The organism is Rhodococcus sp. LB1, from assembly GCF_001583455.1.
Lineage (GTDB): Bacteria > Actinomycetota > Actinomycetes > Mycobacteriales > Mycobacteriaceae > Rhodococcus_F > Rhodococcus_F opacus.
Window position 1 is genome coordinate 136,323 of the sequence record NZ_LTCZ01000396.1, and the last position, 18,201, is coordinate 154,523.

General features: G+C 64.4%; 33 protein-coding genes. 31 read left to right on the forward strand and 2 right to left on the reverse strand.

The features are described 5' to 3' along the window. Nucleotides 1-128 precede the first annotated feature (128 nt). Nucleotides 129-605 carry a hotdog fold domain-containing protein gene (locus AZG88_RS38245; RefSeq protein ID WP_061700655.1) on the reverse strand — a complete coding sequence of 159 codons (477 nt, stop codon included), beginning with the start codon at nucleotides 603-605 and terminating at the stop codon, nucleotides 129-131. A 466-nt stretch (nucleotides 606-1,071) separates the two neighbouring features. On the opposite strand from AZG88_RS38245, the gene rpsJ reads away from it, so the two are divergent. From rpsJ to map, 24 genes are all read left to right on the forward strand, one after another. Then, nucleotides 1,072-1,377 carry a 30S ribosomal protein S10 gene (gene rpsJ / locus AZG88_RS38250; protein WP_003938093.1) on the forward strand — a complete coding sequence of 102 codons (306 nt, stop codon included), beginning with the start codon at nucleotides 1,072-1,074 and terminating at the stop codon, nucleotides 1,375-1,377. A gap of 20 nt (nucleotides 1,378-1,397) precedes the next feature. Then, complete coding sequence (rplC, locus tag AZG88_RS38255) at nucleotides 1,398-2,054, forward strand: 50S ribosomal protein L3 (protein WP_005239628.1); 657 nt, start codon at nucleotides 1,398-1,400, stop codon at nucleotides 2,052-2,054. Beyond that, nucleotides 2,051-2,740, forward strand: a complete 690-nt coding sequence (rplD, locus tag AZG88_RS38260; RefSeq protein ID WP_005239630.1) for a 50S ribosomal protein L4 — start codon at nucleotides 2,051-2,053, stop codon at nucleotides 2,738-2,740. The genes rplC and rplD overlap by 4 nt, the downstream gene beginning before the upstream one ends. Beyond that, nucleotides 2,737-3,042: a 50S ribosomal protein L23 gene (gene rplW / locus AZG88_RS38265; RefSeq protein WP_005239632.1), complete on the forward strand. Its 306-nt coding sequence runs from the start codon at nucleotides 2,737-2,739 to the stop codon at nucleotides 3,040-3,042. Before rplD ends, rplW begins: the two co-directional genes overlap by 4 nt. A 40-nt stretch (nucleotides 3,043-3,082) precedes the next feature. Continuing rightward, a complete protein-coding gene (gene rplB / locus AZG88_RS38270; RefSeq protein WP_005239633.1) occupies nucleotides 3,083-3,919 on the forward strand; it encodes a 50S ribosomal protein L2 in 837 nt (278 codons plus the stop codon). Nucleotides 3,920-3,932: 13 nt separating this feature from the next. After that, nucleotides 3,933-4,214, forward strand: a complete 282-nt coding sequence (gene rpsS, locus AZG88_RS38275) for a 30S ribosomal protein S19 (protein WP_003940820.1) — start codon at nucleotides 3,933-3,935, stop codon at nucleotides 4,212-4,214. Then, the gene (gene rplV / locus AZG88_RS38280; protein WP_005239634.1) at nucleotides 4,211-4,615 is read left to right on the forward strand and encodes a 50S ribosomal protein L22; all 405 of its coding nucleotides are present in this window, start codon (nucleotides 4,211-4,213) and stop codon (nucleotides 4,613-4,615) included. The genes rpsS and rplV overlap by 4 nt, the downstream gene beginning before the upstream one ends. Beyond that, nucleotides 4,615-5,421 carry a 30S ribosomal protein S3 gene (gene rpsC, locus AZG88_RS38285; protein ID WP_005239635.1) on the forward strand — a complete coding sequence of 269 codons (807 nt, stop codon included), beginning with the start codon at nucleotides 4,615-4,617 and terminating at the stop codon, nucleotides 5,419-5,421. The genes rplV and rpsC overlap by 1 nt, the downstream gene beginning before the upstream one ends. Before the next feature lie 3 nt (nucleotides 5,422-5,424). Beyond that, complete coding sequence (rplP, locus tag AZG88_RS38290) at nucleotides 5,425-5,841, forward strand: 50S ribosomal protein L16 (RefSeq protein WP_005239636.1); 417 nt, start codon at nucleotides 5,425-5,427, stop codon at nucleotides 5,839-5,841. After that, the gene (rpmC, locus tag AZG88_RS38295; protein ID WP_005239637.1) at nucleotides 5,841-6,077 is read left to right on the forward strand and encodes a 50S ribosomal protein L29; all 237 of its coding nucleotides are present in this window, start codon (nucleotides 5,841-5,843) and stop codon (nucleotides 6,075-6,077) included. Before rplP ends, rpmC begins: the two co-directional genes overlap by 1 nt. Further along, nucleotides 6,074-6,355, forward strand: coding sequence for a 30S ribosomal protein S17 (gene rpsQ, locus AZG88_RS38300; protein WP_005239638.1), 282 nt, complete (start codon nucleotides 6,074-6,076; stop codon nucleotides 6,353-6,355). The genes rpmC and rpsQ overlap by 4 nt, the downstream gene beginning before the upstream one ends. A 169-nt stretch (nucleotides 6,356-6,524) precedes the next feature. Next, nucleotides 6,525-6,893 carry a 50S ribosomal protein L14 gene (gene rplN, locus AZG88_RS38305; RefSeq protein ID WP_005239639.1) on the forward strand — a complete coding sequence of 123 codons (369 nt, stop codon included), beginning with the start codon at nucleotides 6,525-6,527 and terminating at the stop codon, nucleotides 6,891-6,893. Continuing rightward, entirely contained in the window at nucleotides 6,893-7,210 is a 318-nt protein-coding gene (rplX, locus tag AZG88_RS38310; RefSeq protein WP_005239640.1) for a 50S ribosomal protein L24, read from the forward strand. Before rplN ends, rplX begins: the two co-directional genes overlap by 1 nt. A gap of 1 nt (nucleotide 7,211) precedes the next feature. After that, nucleotides 7,212-7,778, forward strand: a complete 567-nt coding sequence (gene rplE, locus AZG88_RS38315) for a 50S ribosomal protein L5 (RefSeq protein WP_005239642.1) — start codon at nucleotides 7,212-7,214, stop codon at nucleotides 7,776-7,778. A gap of 4 nt (nucleotides 7,779-7,782) precedes the next feature. Then, nucleotides 7,783-7,968, forward strand: coding sequence for a type Z 30S ribosomal protein S14 (locus AZG88_RS38320; protein WP_005239644.1), 186 nt, complete (start codon nucleotides 7,783-7,785; stop codon nucleotides 7,966-7,968). Between the two features lie 152 nt (nucleotides 7,969-8,120). Beyond that, nucleotides 8,121-8,519: a 30S ribosomal protein S8 gene (gene rpsH / locus AZG88_RS38325; RefSeq protein WP_005239657.1), complete on the forward strand. Its 399-nt coding sequence runs from the start codon at nucleotides 8,121-8,123 to the stop codon at nucleotides 8,517-8,519. 14 nt (nucleotides 8,520-8,533) lie between these two features. Beyond that, a complete protein-coding gene (rplF, locus tag AZG88_RS38330; protein ID WP_005239658.1) occupies nucleotides 8,534-9,073 on the forward strand; it encodes a 50S ribosomal protein L6 in 540 nt (179 codons plus the stop codon). Nucleotide 9,074: 1 nt separating this feature from the next. Beyond that, nucleotides 9,075-9,482, forward strand: a complete 408-nt coding sequence (rplR, locus tag AZG88_RS38335; RefSeq protein ID WP_005239660.1) for a 50S ribosomal protein L18 — start codon at nucleotides 9,075-9,077, stop codon at nucleotides 9,480-9,482. 37 nt (nucleotides 9,483-9,519) lie between these two features. Then, nucleotides 9,520-10,176 carry a 30S ribosomal protein S5 gene (rpsE, locus tag AZG88_RS38340; protein ID WP_005239662.1) on the forward strand — a complete coding sequence of 219 codons (657 nt, stop codon included), beginning with the start codon at nucleotides 9,520-9,522 and terminating at the stop codon, nucleotides 10,174-10,176. Beyond that, the gene (gene rpmD / locus AZG88_RS38345; protein ID WP_005239665.1) at nucleotides 10,176-10,355 is read left to right on the forward strand and encodes a 50S ribosomal protein L30; all 180 of its coding nucleotides are present in this window, start codon (nucleotides 10,176-10,178) and stop codon (nucleotides 10,353-10,355) included. The genes rpsE and rpmD overlap by 1 nt, the downstream gene beginning before the upstream one ends. A gap of 2 nt (nucleotides 10,356-10,357) precedes the next feature. Beyond that, nucleotides 10,358-10,801 carry a 50S ribosomal protein L15 gene (gene rplO / locus AZG88_RS38350; RefSeq protein WP_005239667.1) on the forward strand — a complete coding sequence of 148 codons (444 nt, stop codon included), beginning with the start codon at nucleotides 10,358-10,360 and terminating at the stop codon, nucleotides 10,799-10,801. A gap of 190 nt (nucleotides 10,802-10,991) precedes the next feature. Beyond that, nucleotides 10,992-12,305 (forward strand): preprotein translocase subunit SecY, encoded by a 1,314-nt coding sequence (gene secY, locus AZG88_RS38355; protein WP_005239668.1) that lies wholly within the window; start codon nucleotides 10,992-10,994, stop codon nucleotides 12,303-12,305. Next, nucleotides 12,302-12,847: an adenylate kinase gene (locus AZG88_RS38360; RefSeq protein ID WP_005239670.1), complete on the forward strand. Its 546-nt coding sequence runs from the start codon at nucleotides 12,302-12,304 to the stop codon at nucleotides 12,845-12,847. The genes secY and AZG88_RS38360 overlap by 4 nt, the downstream gene beginning before the upstream one ends. Continuing rightward, a complete protein-coding gene (gene map, locus AZG88_RS38365; protein WP_061041834.1) occupies nucleotides 12,847-13,644 on the forward strand; it encodes a type I methionyl aminopeptidase in 798 nt (265 codons plus the stop codon). The genes AZG88_RS38360 and map overlap by 1 nt, the downstream gene beginning before the upstream one ends. 18 nt (nucleotides 13,645-13,662) lie before the next feature. Here the strand turns inward: map and dtd are convergent, their stop codons facing one another. Then, on the reverse strand, nucleotides 13,663-14,100 hold the full coding sequence (gene dtd, locus AZG88_RS38370) for a D-aminoacyl-tRNA deacylase (RefSeq protein ID WP_005239675.1): 438 nt from the start codon (nucleotides 14,098-14,100) through the stop codon (nucleotides 13,663-13,665). A gap of 264 nt (nucleotides 14,101-14,364) precedes the next feature. On the opposite strand from dtd, the gene infA reads away from it, so the two are divergent. The 7 genes from infA to rplQ all read left to right on the forward strand — a co-directional run bounded on the left by infA (nucleotide 14,365) and on the right by rplQ (nucleotide 18,199). Then, complete coding sequence (gene infA / locus AZG88_RS38375) at nucleotides 14,365-14,586, forward strand: translation initiation factor IF-1 (protein ID WP_003418601.1); 222 nt, start codon at nucleotides 14,365-14,367, stop codon at nucleotides 14,584-14,586. Nucleotides 14,587-14,673: 87 nt separating this feature from the next. Continuing rightward, on the forward strand, nucleotides 14,674-14,787 hold the full coding sequence (gene rpmJ, locus AZG88_RS38380; RefSeq protein ID WP_003938068.1) for a 50S ribosomal protein L36: 114 nt from the start codon (nucleotides 14,674-14,676) through the stop codon (nucleotides 14,785-14,787). 221 nt (nucleotides 14,788-15,008) lie between these two features. Beyond that, nucleotides 15,009-15,383: a 30S ribosomal protein S13 gene (gene rpsM / locus AZG88_RS38385; RefSeq protein WP_005239677.1), complete on the forward strand. Its 375-nt coding sequence runs from the start codon at nucleotides 15,009-15,011 to the stop codon at nucleotides 15,381-15,383. Next, complete coding sequence (rpsK, locus tag AZG88_RS38390; RefSeq protein WP_005239680.1) at nucleotides 15,383-15,796, forward strand: 30S ribosomal protein S11; 414 nt, start codon at nucleotides 15,383-15,385, stop codon at nucleotides 15,794-15,796. The genes rpsM and rpsK overlap by 1 nt, the downstream gene beginning before the upstream one ends. A gap of 22 nt (nucleotides 15,797-15,818) precedes the next feature. Further along, nucleotides 15,819-16,424: a 30S ribosomal protein S4 gene (gene rpsD / locus AZG88_RS38395; protein ID WP_005239683.1), complete on the forward strand. Its 606-nt coding sequence runs from the start codon at nucleotides 15,819-15,821 to the stop codon at nucleotides 16,422-16,424. A 116-nt stretch (nucleotides 16,425-16,540) separates the two neighbouring features. Further along, on the forward strand, nucleotides 16,541-17,602 hold the full coding sequence (locus AZG88_RS38400; RefSeq protein WP_005239684.1) for a DNA-directed RNA polymerase subunit alpha: 1,062 nt from the start codon (nucleotides 16,541-16,543) through the stop codon (nucleotides 17,600-17,602). 27 nt (nucleotides 17,603-17,629) lie between these two features. After that, on the forward strand, nucleotides 17,630-18,199 hold the full coding sequence (rplQ, locus tag AZG88_RS38405; protein ID WP_005239685.1) for a 50S ribosomal protein L17: 570 nt from the start codon (nucleotides 17,630-17,632) through the stop codon (nucleotides 18,197-18,199). Nucleotides 18,200-18,201 lie beyond the last annotated feature (2 nt).

The window sequence follows — 18,201 nt, forward strand, 5'->3', positions numbered from 1 at the left end:
CGGTCCGTCCGGCCGGAAGGTCGTGCTGTGCCGCGGCGTTCCGGCTCCGGGGAAGTGCCACACGGCAATTCGGGTCACCGCCGATGACGCCGGAACGAATGTGAGCTTCGACATGCGCCTTTCGCGTTCTACCGCGGCGTGACCCACGTCGTGATGTCGGCGTGAACCACCTCTACCCCCTGCCCGTCGAAGATGCGTACCGGCACGACGACGTCGGTGCCCGCGGTGATCGCGGTGAAGTCCGGCAGCTCCGGCAGTTCCGCTACGGCGCGCAGCGTTCCGTTCGCCTTGGCGAGGTAGTCGACCGTCATCGACTTCGGGATCCACCGGTGGGTCGAGGGCACGGTCGCCTCGGACAGCATGCCCATCGCGGCCTCGGCGAGGTTGCACGCCGCGATCGCGTGGAACGTGCCCAGGTGGTTGCGGACGCCCCACCACTTCGGGGCGCGGACCTCGCAGCGGCCGGGCTGCATCTCGACGACGCGGGGGAGCACCGAGCCGAAGTAGGGGACACGGAGACACATGCCGACGGAGAAGAGGGCGTGTCCGAGCGCGTTGTCGGGGAGCTTCTGCCACGCGGTGTACGTGGGACTCGAGGTCGTCATCCCCATATCTTACTTCAGAGTAAGTTCAGGTACTCGCGGGTGGGATCGACCCCGGTTTGTAGTCTCCCGCCCGGTACGGCATACTGGTCGGGTTGCCTTGTCTGGGACGCGATCGTTTGCGGCCCGAAACAGGTGGGGTGAAACGTCGCGGTGTAGATCAAATGACCTGCTCGCGGCCACATGCAAGACGGAAGCAGTACCTACTGGCACTCGAATTCGAGTGCATCCGGTGCGCGTTCCCGGCCCGAAAAGCTGAAAAGTTCCGGGTCGGAGAATGAGTGGGAGGGCGACACGCCCGACCGCGTGTACCGGAGAACCATGACAGATGAACAGCGGCAGCGGATCGGGTGTGTCCCGGTCGCCTAGCGTTCGGACAGTTGCGGCCCAGGTAAGGGACTGTGCAGACGAGGTAGTTCGGCCCGACTCGGGTGGGACTACGAAACGCGGCAAGAAAAGGACACTAAGCGTGGCGGGACAGAAGATCCGCATCAGGCTCAAGGCCTACGACCATGAGGCGATCGACGCGTCAGCGCGCAAGATCGTCGAGACGGTGACCCGTACCGGGGCCCGCGTCGTTGGACCCGTGCCGTTGCCGACCGAAAAGAACGTGTACTGCGTCATCCGCTCGCCGCACAAGTACAAGGACTCGCGCGAGCACTTCGAGATGCGTACTCACAAGCGGCTTATCGACATCCTCGACCCGACGCCCAAGACGGTTGACGCGCTCATGCGCATCGACCTTCCGGCCAGCGTCGACGTCAACATTCAGTGAGCGCGGCGGAGACAAAAACAATGACTGATACCAAGATCAAGGGAATCCTGGGCACCAAGCTCGGCATGACCCAGGTCTTCGACGAGAACAACCGGGTCGTTCCGGTCACCGTCGTGAAGGCCGGACCGAACGTCGTGACCCAGATTCGTACCGAAGAGCGTGACGGCTACAGCGCCGTGCAGCTCGCGTTCGGCGCCATCGACCCGCGCAAGGTGAACAAGCCGACTTCCGGCCAGTTCACCAAGGCCGGCGTCACCCCGCGCCGCCACGTTGTGGAGCTCCGCGTTGCCGACACCTCGGAGTACGAGGTCGGCCAGGAACTTACCGCCGAGGTCTTCGAGGACGGCGCCTACGTCGACGTCACCGGAACCAGCAAGGGTAAGGGCTTCGCCGGAACCATGAAGCGCCACGGCTTCGCCGGTCAGGGTGCATCGCACGGTGCGCAGGCCGTTCACCGTCGCCCCGGTTCCATCGGTGGTTGCGCCACTCCGGGCCGCGTGTTCAAGGGCATGCGCATGTCCGGCCGCATGGGTAGCGACCGCATCACGACGCAGAACCTCTCCGTTCACAAGGTGGACGCCGAGAACGGCCTGCTGCTGATCAAGGGTGCGATCCCCGGCCGCAAGGGTGGCCTCGTGATCGTCAAGAGTGCAGTGAAGGGTGGTGCACGAGCATGACCAGCACCGAGACATCGACGACCAAGCTGACGCTGGACGTCAAGGTCGCCGGCGGCAAGACCAACGGCACCGTCGACCTCCCCGCGGAGATCTTCGACGCGCCTGCCAACATCGCGCTTCTCCACCAGGTTGTCGTCGCGCAGCTCGCTGCTGCACGTCAGGGCACCCACGCCACCAAGACCCGCGGCGAGGTTCGCGGCGGTGGCAAGAAGCCGTACCGCCAGAAGGGCACCGGCCGCGCTCGTCAGGGCTCGACCCGTGCACCGCAGTTCGCCGGTGGTGGCACCGTCCACGGCCCGCAGCCGCGCGACTACAGCCAGCGGACCCCCAAGAAGATGAAGGCCGCCGCCCTGCGCGGAGCCCTCTCCGACCGGGCCCGCAACGAGCGCATCCACGTGATCACCGAACTGGTTGCCGGTCAGACTCCGTCCACGAAGTCTGCCCGCACCTTCCTCGGCGAGATCTCGGACCGCAAGAAGGTCCTGCTCGTCGTCGGACGCGAGGACATCGCGGCCTGGAAGAGCGTGCAGAACCTGGACGGCGTGCACCCCATTGCACCGGACCAGCTCAACACCTACGACGTGCTCAACAGCGATGACGTCGTGTTCAGCGTCGAGGCGCTCAACGCGTTCATCCACGGGCCCGCCGAGACCGCCCAGGAAGAGAACAAGGAGGAGGGCAAGTGAGCACCATCGCCGATCCCCGCGACATCCTGCTCGCCCCGGTCATCTCCGAGAAGTCCTACGGACTGATCGAGGAAGGCACCTACACCTTCCTGGTGCACCCGGACTCGAACAAGACGCAGATCAAGATTGCCGTCGAGAAGATCTTCGGCGTCACCGTGACCAGCGTCAACACCGCCAACCGTCAGGGCAAGCGCAAGCGGACCCGGTTCGGTTACGGCAAGCGCAAGGACACCAAGCGCGCGCTCGTGACCCTCTCGGCCGACAGCAAGCCCATCGAGATCTTCGGAGGACCGGTCGCGTAAGCGCCCGGGACTTGACGAGACATAGAGGACGAGAAGACTCATGGCAATCCGTAAGTACAAGCCGACTACCCCGGGCCGTCGTGGCTCGAGCGTCTCGGACTTCGCCGAGATCACTCGGTCGACCCCCGAGAAGTCGCTGGTTCGCCCGCTCCACGGACGCGGTGGACGTAACGCACACGGTCGTATCACCACCCGGCACAAGGGTGGCGGACACAAGCGCGCCTACCGGCTGATCGATTTCCGTCGCAACGACAAGGACGGCGTGCCGGCCAAGGTCGCTCACATCGAGTACGACCCCAACCGCACCGCGCGTATCGCCCTGCTGCACTACGCGGACGGCGAGAAGCGCTACATCATCGCCCCCAAGGGCCTGGTCCAGGGTGCTCCGGTCGAGTCCGGCGCAGGCGCCGACATCAAGCCCGGCAACAACCTGCCCCTGCGCAACATCCCGACGGGTACCACCATCCACGCGGTGGAACTCCGCCCGGGTGGCGGCGCCAAGATGGCCCGCTCGGCCGGATCCAGCATCCAGCTGCTCGGTAAGGAAGGCACCTACGCCACGCTGCGTATGCCGTCCGGCGAAATCCGTCGTGTCGACGTTCGCTGCCGCGCCTCGATCGGTGAGGTCGGCAACGCCGAACAGTCGAACATCAACTGGGGCAAGGCCGGCCGTATGCGCTGGAAGGGCAAGCGCCCGACCGTCCGTGGTGTCGTGATGAACCCGGTCGACCACCCGCACGGTGGTGGTGAGGGTAAGACCTCCGGTGGTCGCCACCCGGTCAGCCCGTGGGGCAAGCCCGAGGGCCGCACCCGCAAGAACAAGGCGAGCGACAAGCTCATTGTCCGTCGTCGCCGTACCGGCAAGAACAAGCGCTAGGAGGGAGTGAAGGATGCCACGCAGCCTCAAGAAGGGCCCGTTCGTCGATGACCACCTCCTCGCGAAGGTGGACGTGCAGAACGAAAAGGGAACCAAGCAGGTCATCAAGACCTGGTCCCGTCGTTCCACGATCATCCCGGACTTCATCGGCCACACGTTTGCGGTTCACGACGGCCGCAAGCACGTCCCCGTGTTCGTTTCCGACTCGATGGTCGGACACAAGCTCGGAGAGTTTGCACCGACCCGCACGTTCAAGGGTCACATCAAGGATGATCGGAAGGCGAAGAGGCGATGAGCAACACCGAAACCGCCAACCCGACCGCCAAGGCAGTAGCGCGCCACGTGCGCGTCACGCCGATGAAGGCGCGTCGTGTTGTGGACCTGGTCCGCGGGCGTTCGGTTGAAGACGCCCTGAACATCCTGAAGTTCGCGCCGCAGGCAGCGAGCGAGCCGGTCGCCAAGGTGATCGCCTCCGCAGCAGCCAACGCCGAGAACAACCTCGACCTCGACCCGAGCACGCTTGTCGTCGCCACGGCGTTCGTGGACGAGGGCGCGACCCTCAAGCGGTTCCAGCCGCGTGCACAGGGACGTGCGTTCCGTATCCGCAAGCGCACCAGTCACATCACCGTGATCGTGGAGAGCCTGCCGAAGACCGGAACATCGACCCGTAATCGCCGGAAGGGAAGTGCTCAGTAGTGGGCCAGAAAATCAACCCGCACGGCTTCCGCCTCGGCATCACCACCGACTGGAAGTCTCGCTGGTACGCAGACAAGCAGTACGCGGAATACGTCAAGGAAGACGTCGCGATCCGTAAGCTCCTCGCCACCGGCATGGAGCGCGCGGGCATCGCGAAGGTCGAGATCGAGCGCACCCGTGACCGTGTGCGTGTGGACATCCACACCGCGCGCCCGGGCATCGTCATCGGCCGCCGCGGCGCCGAAGCCGATCGCATCCGTTCCGAGCTCGAGAAGCTGACCGGCAAGCAGGTCCAGCTGAACATCCTCGAGGTCAAGAACGCCGAGGCCGAGGCTCAGCTCGTCGCACAGGGTGTGGCCGAGCAGCTCTCGAACCGTGTCGCCTTCCGTCGCGCCATGCGCAAGGCCATCCAGTCGGCCATGCGTCAGCCCAACGTCAAGGGAATCCGGGTTCAGTGCTCCGGTCGTCTCGGCGGCGCCGAGATGTCCCGGTCGGAGTTCTACCGCGAAGGCCGTGTGCCGCTGCACACGCTTCGTGCGGACATCGACTACGGCCTCTACGAGGCCAAGACCACCTTCGGCCGCATCGGCGTGAAGGTCTGGATCTACAAGGGCGACATCGTCGGTGGCAAGCGTGAGCTCGCCGCCAACGTGGCTGCTCCCGCAGGCGACCGCCCGCGCCGTGAGCGTCCGAGCCGTCCCCGTCGTTCCGGTGCCACCGGCACCACCGCGACCAGCACCGAAGCCGGCCGCGCAGCGACCGCCACTGCCGATGCACCCGCTACGACTGAACAGAAGGAGGGCTGACGCATGTTGATCCCACGGCGGGTCAAGCACCGCAAGCAGCACCATCCGAGCCGTTCGGGTGCCGCCAAGGGTGGAACCCAGGTGACCTTCGGTGACTACGGCATCCAGGCTCTCGAGCCGGCCTACATCACCAACCGGCAGATCGAGTCCGCTCGTATCGCCATGACCCGGCACATCAAGCGTGGCGGCAAGATCTGGATCAACATCTTCCCGGATCGCCCCCTCACCAAGAAGCCGGCCGAAACCCGCATGGGTTCCGGTAAGGGTTCGCCCGAGTGGTGGATCGCGAACGTCAAGCCCGGTCGCGTGATGTTCGAGATGAGCTACCCCAATGAGGAGATCGCTCGTGAGGCCCTGCGCCGCGCGATGCACAAGCTCCCGTGCAAGTGCCGGATCGTGACAAGGGAGGAGCAGTTCTGATGGCTACTGGAACCCCAGCCGCAGAGCTCCGCGAGCTCACTGAAGAAGAGCTGGTCACCCGGCTTCGTGAGTCGAAGGAAGAGCTGTTCAACCTTCGTTTCCAGATGGCCACGGGCCAGATGGACAACAACCGTCGACTTCGTACCGTTCGTCACGAGATCGCGCGTATCTACACCGTTCTGCGTGAGCGTGAGCTCGGGCTGGCCGTTGGTCCGGACGCAGGTGACGCGGCATGAGTGAGGAAAAAGCAGTGAGCACTGAAGAGCGCGGCAGCCGCAAGGTCCGCACCGGATACGTCGTCTCCGACAAGATGGAGAAGACGATCGTGGTCGAGCTCGAAGACCGGGTCAAGCACCCGCTCTACGGCAAGATCATCCGGCGCACCAGCAAGGTGAAGGCGCACGACGAGAACGGCGTCGCAGGCATCGGTGACCGCGTGCAGCTGATGGAGACCCGTCCGCTGTCCGCGACCAAGCACTGGCGTCTCGTCGAGGTCCTCGAGAAGGCCAAGTAAGAACCGAATAATGTATCCAGTACGATGGTGGGGTTGCCTTGCGGCAGACGCACGGCAACCCCACCGTTGTGCCGCCCACCCGGGCGGCCCCTCTCGCAGGGCACGGGTACAGACCGCGCACGTCGGGTCGGAAATCTGCCGTGCAACAGTCCAGGTCAAGGAGAAGTAAGTGATTCAGCAGGAGTCGCGGCTGCGCGTCGCCGACAACACGGGTGCCAAGGAGATTCTCTGCATCCGCGTTCTCGGTGGTTCGTCTCGCCGCTACGCCGGGATCGGTGACATCATCGTCGCCACCGTCAAGGACGCCATCCCGGGTGGAAACATCAAGAAGGGCGAGGTCGTCAAGGCCGTCATCGTCCGTACCACCAAGGAACGTCGCCGTCCGGACGGGTCGTACATCAAGTTCGACGAGAACGCCGCCGTCCTCATCAAGCCGGACAACGATCCCCGTGGCACCCGCATCTTCGGCCCCGTCGGCCGCGAGCTGCGTGAGAAGAAGTTCATGAAGATCGTCTCGCTCGCCCCGGAGGTGCTGTGATGAAGGTGCACAAGGGTGACACCGTGCTGGTCATCGCCGGCAAGGACAAGGGCGCGAAGGGCAAGGTCATCCAGGCCTACCCCGCGACCAACAAGGTCCTCGTCGAAGGCGTGAACCGCATCAAGAAGCACACCGCGGTTTCCGCGAACGAGCGCGGAGCTTCCTCCGGCGGCATCGTCACGCAGGAAGCCCCGATCCACGTTTCCAACGTCGCGGTCGTCGACTCGGACGGCAACCCCACTCGCGTGGGCTACCGGACCGACGAAGAGTCCGGCAAGCGCGTTCGGATTTCCCGGAAGAACGGGAAGGACATCTGACATGACCTCCACTGAGAACAAGATCCAGCCGCGCCTGAAGACTCGCTACCGCGAGGAGATCAAGGCTGCGCTGAACACCGAGTTCGACTACGCCAACGTGATGCAGATCCCCGGCGTCGTCAAGGTCGTCGTCAACATGGGTGTCGGTGACGCCGCGCGCGACGCCAAGCTGATCAACGGTGCCGTCAACGATCTCGCTCTGATCACCGGTCAGAAGCCCGAGATCCGCAAGGCACGCAAGTCCATCGCGCAGTTCAAGCTTCGCGAGGGAATGCCGATCGGTGCCCGCGTCACGCTGCGTGGCGACCGCATGTGGGAGTTCCTGGACCGTCTCGTGTCCGTCGCGCTTCCCCGCATCAGGGACTTCCGCGGCCTGTCGGGCAACCAGTTCGACGGCAACGGCAACTACACGTTCGGCCTGAACGAGCAGTCGATGTTCCACGAGATCGACGTGGACAAGATCGACCGCCCGCGCGGCATGGACATCACCGTGGTGACCACCGCGACCAACAACGAAGAAGGCCGTGCCCTGCTGAAGCACCTCGGCTTCCCGTTCAAGGAGAACTGAGCTAATGGCTAAGAAGGCATTGGTCAACAAGGCCAACAAGAAGCCCAAGTTCGCGGTGCGCGCCTACACCCGCTGCCAGCGCTGCGGCCGTCCGCACTCGGTGTTCCGCAAGTTCGGCCTGTGCCGAATCTGCGTCCGTGAGATGGCGCACGCCGGCGAACTGCCCGGCGTTCACAAGAGCTCCTGGTGAGCCGGTGACGCCGTCGCCCTCTCCGGCGGCGGCGTCACCCCACAGACTTCCGGTTCGTAACCTCGGACCGGGAAACGTAAGACCTACTTCGCGATAGGCCTGCGCCGGAAACGGCAGAGGGAACCGTTGTGAGAAAGGTAGAGGTCAACCTCATGACCATGACCGACCCCATCGCAGACTTCTTGACGCGTCTGCGCAACGCCAACACGGCGTACCACGATGAGGTGAAGTTGCCCCACTCGAAGATCAAGGCGAACATCGCCGAGATCCTCAAGCGCGAGGGTTACATCGCCGACTACCGCACCGAAGACGCCGAGGTGGGCAAGACCCTCATCGTCGACCTGAAGTACGGCCCGAGCCGTGAGCGCAGCCTTGCCGGCGTGCGTCGCGTCTCCAAGCCCGGTCTGCGTGTGTACGCGAAGTCCACCAACCTGCCCAAGGTTCTGGGCGGCCTCGGCGTGGCGATCATTTCCACGTCCACCGGCCTGCTCACCGATCGCCAGGCGGCCAATCAAGGAGTGGGCGGGGAAGTCCTCGCCTACGTCTGGTAAGGGAGGCCACCACAATGTCGCGTATTGGAAAGATTCCCGTCACCGTCCCCGGCGGCGTCGATGTCTCGATCGACGGCCAGGACGTCACGGTCAAGGGTCCCAAGGGCACGTTGGCCCTGACGATCTCCGAGCCGATTGCCATTGCGAAGAACGACGACGGCACGCTCAGCGTGACGCGTCCGGACGACGAGCGTCGCAGCCGCGCGCTGCACGGTCTGTCTCGCACCCTGGTGCAGAACCTCATCACCGGTGTCACCGACGGTTACACCACCAAGATGGAGATTCACGGCGTCGGTTACCGCGTCGCTCTCAAGGGCAAGGACCTCGAGTTCGCACTCGGCTACAGCCACCCGGTCCCGATCGAGGCTCCGGAAGGCATCACCTTCGCGGTCGAGTCGCCCACCAAGTTCTCGGTGTCGGGCATCGACAAGCAGAAGGTCGGGCAGATCTCGGCCAACATCCGTCGTCTCCGTCGTCCGGACCCGTACAAGGGCAAGGGCGTGCGTTACGAGGGTGAGCAGATCCGCCGCAAGGTCGGAAAGACGGGTAAGTGATATGAGCCAGACTGCAAACCAGAAAGCCAAGCGGATTCCGCTCGGCAAGGATGCGTCCACGAAGCGTCGCCTGTCGAAGGTGCGTCGTCACTTCCGTCTCCGCAAGAAGGTTTCCGGCACGCCCGAGCGTCCCCGCCTGGTCGTCAACCGGTCCTCGCGCCACATCCACGTCCAGCTCGTGGACGACCTCGCAGGCCACACCCTGGCCGCGGCGTCGACCACCGAGGCCGACGTGCGTGCAGCGGACGGCGACAAGAAGGCCCTCAGTGCGAAGGTCGGTCAGCTGATCGCCGAGCGTGCGAAGGCAGCCGGTGTCGAGGCCGTCGTGTTCGACCACGGTGGACACGGCTACCACGGTCGCATCGCGGCCCTTGCGGACGCAGCTCGCGAAGGCGGGTTGAAGTTCTGATGACCAAGACCGAGTACATGAACGGAAGGACAGCCTGATGCCGGGACGTCAGAGGCGTGACGGCGGAAGCGGACCCGCCGGACAGAATGGCCCCAACACGGGGGACAACCGCGGCGGCGGCGACCGTCGTGGTGGCGGTCGCGACGATCGTCGCGGCGGACAGTCGGCCGAGAAGTCGAACCACATCGAGCGCGTCGTCACGATCAACCGCGTGTCGAAGGTCGTCAAGGGTGGTCGTCGCTTCAGCTTCACCGCTCTGGTGATCGTGGGCGACGGCAACGGACTGGTCGGCGTCGGCTACGGCAAGGCCAAGGAAGTTCCTGCGGCCATCCAGAAGGGCGTCGAGGAGGCTCGCAAGAGCTTCTTCCGCGTTCCGATGATCGGCAGCACCATCACGCACCCGGTTCAGGGTGAGGCCGCAGCGGGCGTCGTCATGCTGCGTCCGGCAAGCCCCGGTACCGGTGTCATCGCCGGTGGCGCGGTGCGTGCCGTGCTGGAGTGCGCCGGTATCCACGACATCCTGTCGAAGTCGCTCGGTAGCGACAACGCCATCAATGTCGTGCATGCGACCGTTGCTGCGCTCAAGGGCCTGCAGCGTCCCGAGGAAGTTGCGGCTCGCCGCGGTCTCCCCCTCGAAGACGTGGCTCCCGCCGGCATGCTGCGTGCACGCGCACAGGCTGGGAGCGTGAAGTAATGGCCGAACTCAAGGTCACTCAGATCAAGAGCACCATCGGTACCAAGCAGAACCAGAAGAACTCTCTGCGCACGCTGGGCCTGAAGGGCATCCGTCAGACTGTTGTTCGCGAGGACAATGCGCAGAACCGCGGTCTGATCAACGTGGTGCGCCACCTCGTCACAGTTGAGGAGGTCTAACCATGACCATCAAACTGCATCACCTGCGCCCCGCACCCGGAGCCAAGTCCGACAAGATTCGTGTCGGTCGTGGTGAAGGCGGCAAGCGCGGCAAGACCGCCGGTCGCGGCACGAAGGGCACCAAGGCCCGCAAGAACGTGCCCGCAGCCTTCGAGGGTGGACAGATGCCGCTGCACATGCGTCTGCCCAAGCTCAAGGGTTTCACCAACCCGTTCCGCACCGAGTACCAGGTCGTCAACGTCGGCGACATCGCCCGTCTGTTCCCCGAGGGTGGACAGGTCACGGTCGAGGACCTCGTTGCCAAGGGTGCCGTTCGCAAGAACCAGCTCGTCAAGGTTCTCGGCGACGGCGACCTGACTGTCGCCGTCCAGGTGACGGTCGACAAGTTCACCGGCTCCGCCAAGGAGAAGATCGCTGCTGCCGGTGGTACCGCCACCGAGCTGTGAGCTATCACCGCTAGCCAGTAGATGGCCGCAGTACAGCCTCGCGCTGTACTGCGGCCATTTGCGGCTGTACGGGCAGCACTGCCGCAGGTCTCCCAACTGTGCGTTCAGTTGCCACTGTTAGAGTTCTAGAGTTCATTCACGGACAAGTCTGCTTTCGACTCGTCTCCCCACCGTCGTGCCAGGAGGATCTTTGCTTTCCGCCTTCGTCTCGGCCCTCAGGACCCCGGACCTGAGGCGGAAGATCCTCATCGCGCTCGGTCTCGTTGCGCTCTATCGCATCGGCGCCGTGATTCCGTCGCCGGGCGTCGACTACGGGAACGTCCGAGCCTGTGTCGATCAGCTGTCGGGCGGTGATTCCGCGGGTATCTACTCGCTGATCAACCTGTTCTCCGGCGGCGCACTACTCCAGCTGTCGATTTTCGCGATCGGCATCATGCCGTACATCACGGCCAGCATCATCGTCCAGCTGTTGACGGTCGTCATCCCGAAGTTCGAGGAACTCCGGAAGGAAGGCCAGTCCGGCCAGGCGAAGATGACGCAGTACACGCGTTATCTGTCGATCGCGCTGGCGATCCTGCAGGCCACCGGCATCGTGGCGCTCGCGTCGCGCGGCCAGCTGCTGCAGGGATGCCAGGAAGAGATCATCGCCGACAAGAGCATCTTCGGCCTCGTGATCATCGTGCTGGTCATGACCGCGGGCGCTGCGCTCGTCATGTGGTTCGGTGAGGTCATCACCGAGCGCGGTGTCGGTAACGGCATGTCGCTGCTGATCTTCTCGGGTATCGCGTCCCGCCTGCCCTCCGAGGGCAAGGCCATCCTGGACAGTCGCGGGGGACTGATCTTCGCGATCATCTGCGTCGCAGCCCTCGCCATCATCGCCGGTGTCGTATTCGTCGAGCAGGGCCAGCGCCGGATCCCGGTCCAGTACGCCAAGCGCATGGTCGGCCGCAAGATGTACGGCGGTTCGTCGACGTACCTGCCCCTCAAGGTCAACCAGGCAGGCATCATCCCGGTCATCTTCGCGTCGTCGCTGCTGTATCTGCCGAACCTCATCGCGCAGCTCACCGGCGCCACGTCGTCCGCCGATCCCAGCTGGTGGCAGCGGATCATCAACGAGTACCTGGTGAATCCGAACAACCCGGTGTACATCGTCATCTACTTCGCGCTGATCGTGTTCTTCGTGTTCTTCTACGTCGCGATCACGTTCAATCCGGAAGAGCGCGCGGACGAGATGAAGAAGTTCGGCGGCTTCATTCCCGGTATCCGCCCGGGTCGCCCCACCGCGGACTACCTGAATTACGTGCTCAACCGCATCACCGTTCCCGGCTCGATCTACCTCGGCCTGATCGCGGTGCTGCCCCACTTCTTCCTGTCCGGAAGCCAGACCTCCAGCAGCATCTTCGGTGGTGCGGCCGTGCTGATTCTCGTCAGCGTCGCCCTGGACACGGTCAAGCAGATCGAAAGTCAATTGATGCAACGTAACTACGAAGGGTTCCTCAAGTGAGACTTGTCCTCCTTGGTCCTCCCGGTGCAGGCAAGGGCACCCAGGCCGCGATTCTGTCCGAGAAGCTCGGCGTCCCGCACATCTCCACGGGCGACCTGTTCCGCGCGAACATCGGCCAGGCCACCCCCCTCGGCCTCGAGGCGAAGAAGTACCTGGACGCCGGCGACCTGGTTCCCAGCGAGATCACCAACAACATGGTGAAGGCCCGCGTCGGCGAGCCGGACGCGGCCAACGGATTCCTCTTGGACGGCTTCCCCCGGACGGTCGACCAGGCTCAGGCGCTCGAGGCGATCCTCGCCGAGCTGAACACGAAGCTCGACGCAGTGCTCTCCTTCATCGTCGACGAGGACGTCGTGGTCGAGCGGATGCTGGCCCGTGGCCGCGCCGACGACAAGGAAGACGTCATCCGCAACCGGCTCCGGGTGTACCGCGAGGAGACCGCACCGCTGCTGGACTACTACAAGGACCAGCTGGTGACCGTCGACGCCCTGGGCGAGGTCGACGAGGTCAACGCTCGTGCACTGGCAGCGCTGGGTCAGTAATGGGCTTCGGGCGTAAGCGCAAGGTCGTTCCGTTCCGGACCGCAGGCGAGCTCGACGCGATGGCGGCCGCCGGTGCCATCGTCGGTGCGGCTCTGGTGGCGGTCCGAGATGCGGCGAAGCCGGGTGTGAGCACGCTCGAACTCGACGAGGTGGCCGAATCGGTCATCCGCGACGCCGGCGCCGTGCCGTCGTTCAAGGGCTACCACGGGTTCAGCGGATCGATCTGTTCGTCGGTGAACGATCGTGTGGTGCACGGGATTCCCTCGGCGGAAGACATTCTCGCCGAGGGAGACCTCGTCTCCATCGACTGCGGCGCCATTCTCGACGGCTGGCACGGCGACTCTGCCTGGACCTTCGGTGTCGGAGACATCATCGAAGCGGACCAGCAGCTCAGCGAGGCCACCCGGCTGTCCATGGAGGCGGGGATCGCGGCGATGCTGCCCGGCAACCGCCTCACCGACATATCCCACGCCATCGAGCTCGGCACCCGCGCCGCCGAGGTCGCGCACGACCGCAAGTACGGCATCGTCGACGGCTACGGCGGCCACGGCATCGGCCGGGAAATGCACATGGAGCCGTTCCTCGCCAACGAAGGGGCTCCGGGCAAGGGGCCGCAGCTGGTGGTCGGTTCCGTTCTGGCGATCGAACCGATGCTGACCCTCGGCACCACCGATACCGTTGTCCTCGAGGACGATTGGACGGTTGTCACCTCCGACGGCACCCGTGCCGCGCACTGGGAACACACGGTCGCCGTCACCGAGGACGGGCCGCGCATCCTCACCTTGCGTCCGGAGTAGCGGCCTGCGGGTGCGGGCCTACACGTCGATCAGCAGAGTCACCGGGCCGTCGTTGACGAGGCTGATCTCCATGTGTTCGCCGAACACGCCGGTCTCGACGGTCGCTCCCAGCTCGCGCAGGGCGCCGGTGAACTCGTCCACCAGTGGTTCCGCCACCGGCCTCGGCGCCGCGGCGGACCAGGACGGGCGCCGGCCCCGGCGGGTGTCCGCCATGAGCGTGAACTGACTGGCGACGAGTACGGGGGCGTCGAGGTCGGACGCGGATTGTTCGTTCTCCAGGATGCGCATGGTCCACACCTTCTTCGCGAGCAGAGCCGCCTTCGCCTCGTCGTCCGTATGGGTGACGCCGACCAGGACGAGCAGCCCGTGGCCGCCGGCCGGGGGAGTGATCCGTCCGACCTCGACGCCGTCGACGCGGACCGACGCGGACGTCACTCGCTGTACCAGGGCGCGCACGCACACCCTCCTTCGCATCGTTGCCGGTGGGTCTCGGAAGTCGAATTCTCGGCGGGCGGGCGGTCCGTCGGGGACCTCATTTGGCCTGGTGAGCAATTTCCCGTAACATGGATCAACGGTGCGCTATGCGTGCCGGTTGTCTGCGTGCCCAGTGCCGGATTCGATCCGGATTGTTCATGTTTCGGCCGGTGAAGATCCCATTGGGCGCCACGGTAACGGAAACAGATGCAATAAGCACGCCAAACCACATGGATCGCGGAGGATATGGCTAAGAAAGACGGGGCCATCGAGGTCGAGGGACGAGTAGTCGAGCCGCTGCCCAATGCGATGTTCCGCATTGAGCTCGAGAACGGCCACAAGGTTCTCGCCCACATCAGCGGAAAGATGCGTCAGCACTACATTCGCATCCTCCCGGAAGATCGCGTTGTCGTAGAGCTCTCGCCCTACGACTTGTCGCGCGGACGCATCGTTTACCGGTACAAGTAAAAGCTTCCCCGCCCGACCAGGTCGGGGAGAAGTACGTCCGCTGCGGATCTGCGTAGTGGGCTGCCACAAAACAGGAGATCAGAAGACGTGAAGGTTCAGCCGAGCGTCAAGAAGATCTGCGAAAAGTGCAAGGTGATCCGTCGTAACGGCCGGGTCATGGTGATCTGCGAGAACCTGCGCCACAAGCAGCGTCAGGGCTAGATCTCCGCTTTTCGAGGATCTGCTTGGCAACAAGCAAAGATGACCTCCCAGCACCAGCCAGTACTCACGGCTCTCGAGCAGGTACTGGTTCACCCCCGGCACGGAGGCCGGGGCCCCACTGAGTTAGTTGAAGCATTGTCGGTCGCGAGACCGCCGACGTTTGAAGAGGCACAGGGGATGGACTGGGAGCAGACCTCCGCACACCGATAGGAAATGCCGACATGGCACGTCTCGCAGGTGTCGATCTTCCCCGTGAAAAGCGGATGGAGATCGCACTTACTTACATCTACGGCATCGGCCGTACCCGCTCCAAGGAGATCCTGGACGCCACCGGCGTCAGCCCGGATCTGCGGAGCAAGGATCTCTCGGACGAGGATCTGGCCAAGCTCCGCGAGTACATCGAGGAGTCGCTGAAGGTCGAGGGTGACCTTCGCCGCGAGGTCCAGGCCGACATCCGACGCAAGATCGAGATCGGCTGCTACCAGGGCCTGCGCCACCGTCGTGGTCTGCCCGTGCGTGGTCAGCGCACCAAGACCAACGCCCGCACCCGTAAGGGTCCGAAGCGCACCATTGCAGGCAAGAAGAAGGCGAAGTAATGCCCCCCAAGTCACGTAGCACCGGTCCGAAGAAGACCCAGAAGGCGCGTCGCAGGGACAAGAAGAACGTCCCGCACGGCGCCGCTCACATCAAGAGCACGTTCAACAACACCATCGTGTCCATCACGGACCCCGCCGGAAACGTGATTTCCTGGGCGTCCTCGGGACACGTCGGCTTCAAGGGTTCGCGTAAGTCGACCCCGTTCGCCGCTCAGCTGGCCGCCGAGAACGCAGCCCGCAAGGCGCAGGAACACGGTGTCAAGAAGGTCGACGTCTTCGTCAAGGGCCCCGGCTCCGGCCGTGAGACCGCGATCCGCTCGCTTCAGGCCGCAGGCCTCGAGGTCGGCACCATCTCCGATGTCACCCCCCAGCCGCACAACGGCTGCCGTCCGCCCAAGCGGCGTCGGGTCTAGCGGGAAGGATAGGTAGAAGAAAATGGCACGTTATACCGGACCCATCACCCGCAAGTCGCGTCGTCTGCGCGTCGACCTCGTTGGAGGCGACCAGGCGTTCGAGCGTCGTCCCTACCCGCCGGGCCAGCACGGCCGCGCGCGGATCAAGGAGAGCGAGTACCTGCTCCAGCTGCAGGAGAAGCAGAAGGCTCGCTTCACCTACGGCGTCATGGAGAAGCAGTTCCGCCTGTACTACAAGGAGGCGAACAACCGCCCCGGTAAGACCGGTGAGAACCTGCTCCGCATCCTGGAGTCGCGTCTCGACAACGTCGTGTACCGCGCCGGACTGGCTCGCACCCGCCGCCAGGCCCGTCAGCTGGTCACCCACGGCCACCTCCTTGTGAACAACAAGAAGGTCGACATCCCCAGCTACCGCGTCTCGCAGTACGACATCATCGATGTCAAGGACAAGTCGCTGTCCACGCTTCCCTTCCAGGTCGCGCGCGAGACCCAGGGTGATCGCCCGATCCCGGGTTGGCTGCAGGTTGTCGGTGGACGTCTCCGGGTTCTGGTTCACCAGCTTCCCGAGCGTGCGCAGATCGACGTTCCTCTGCAGGAACAGCTCATCGTCGAGTACTACTCGAAGTAGGCCTGACGGCTCGTGCGCCTTTCCGGTAGTTCCGACTACCGGAAAGGCGCACGGGCACGAAGTGCCTTTCCCATCGTGGGCGTCAAATAGCGGACGCCCGTACAGGAGGAACTCCAATGCTCATTTCTCAGCGACCCACGCTGACCGAAGAGGTCATCGCTGACAACCGCTCGAAGTTCGTCATCGAGCCCCTCGAGCCAGGCTTCGGGTACACCCTCGGCAACTCGCTCCGTCGCACGCTGCTTTCGTCGATTCCCGGCGCTGCTGTCACCAGCATCCGCATCGACGGCGTTCTGCACGAGTTCACCACAGTTCCCGGTGTGAAGGAAGATGTCACCGACATCATCCTGAACCTCAAGGGCCTCGTCGTGAGCTCCGAAGAGGACGAGCCGGTCACCATGTACGTCCGCAAGCAGGGCCCCGGCGCTGTGACTGCAGGCGACATCGTGCCCCCGGCCGGCGTCACCGTGAACAACCCGGATCTGCACATCGCCACCCTGAACGACAAGGGAAAGCTGGAGATCGAGCTCGTCGTCGAGCGCGGTCGCGGCTACGTTCCCGCCGTCCAGAACAAGGCGTCCGGCGCCGAGATCGGCCGTATCCCGGTCGACTCGATCTACTCGCCGGTGCTCAAGGTCACCTACAAGGTGGAGGCCACCCGCGTCGAGCAGCGCACCGACTTCGATCGGCTCGTGCTCGATGTGGAAACCAAGAACTCCATCACCGCTCGGGACGCGCTCGCTTCGGCGGGCAAGACCCTGGTTGAGCTCTTCGGCCTGGCCCGTGAGCTGAACGTCGAAGCAGAAGGCATCGAGATCGGACCCTCGCCCGCCGAGGCCGATCACATTGCTTCGTTCGGACTGCCCATCGAGGACCTGGACCTGACGGTCCGTTCCTACAACTGCCTCAAGCGCGAAGGTGTTCACACCGTCGGTGAGCTTGTCGGCCGTACCGAGTCCGATCTGCTCGACATCCGCAACTTCGGACAGAAGTCCATCGACGAGGTGAAGGTCAAGCTGCATTCGCTCGGCCTGGCCCTCAAGGACAGCCCCGCGTCCTTCGATCCCACCACCGTTGCCGGCTACGACGCCGCCACCGGGACGTGGAGCGACACGGACGCAGGTTCCTTCGGTGATGCCGAGGGCACCGAGGACTACGCCGAGACCGAACAGCTGTAGCTCACGGTCCTTTACTAGGAGATCATCATGCCCAAGCCCAAGAAGGGTGCCCGCTTCGGCGGGTCGGCTTCGCACCAGAAGGCGATCTTCGCCAATCTGGCTACCGCGCTCTTCGAGCACGGCCGCATCACCACCACGGAGTCCAAGGCCAAGGCCCTGCGCCCGTACGCCGAGAAGCTCGTCACGCACGCCAAGGCCGGAACCCTGGCTCACCGTCGCGAGGTTCTGAAGGTCATCCGCAACAAGGATGTCGTGCACACCCTGTTCGCGGAGATCGGCCCGTTCTACGCCGATCGTGACGGCGGCTACACCCGCATCATCAAGACGGTTCCCCGCAAGGGCGACAACGCGCCGATGGCGATCATCGAGCTCGTCAAGGAGAAGACCGTCACCTCCGAGGCCGACCGCGCTCGTCGCGTGAAGGCATCGAAGGATGCGCCGGCTGCTGCTCCCGCCGAGGAGAACGTCGTCGAGGCCGTCGAGGCCGAGGCAACCGACGCCGAGGTCGAGAACGCTGACGCCGTCGTCGAGGCCATCGAGGACGAGACCGCCACCGCGGCCGACGCCCCCGAGGCCGAAGAGGCCAAGAAGGACTAGTC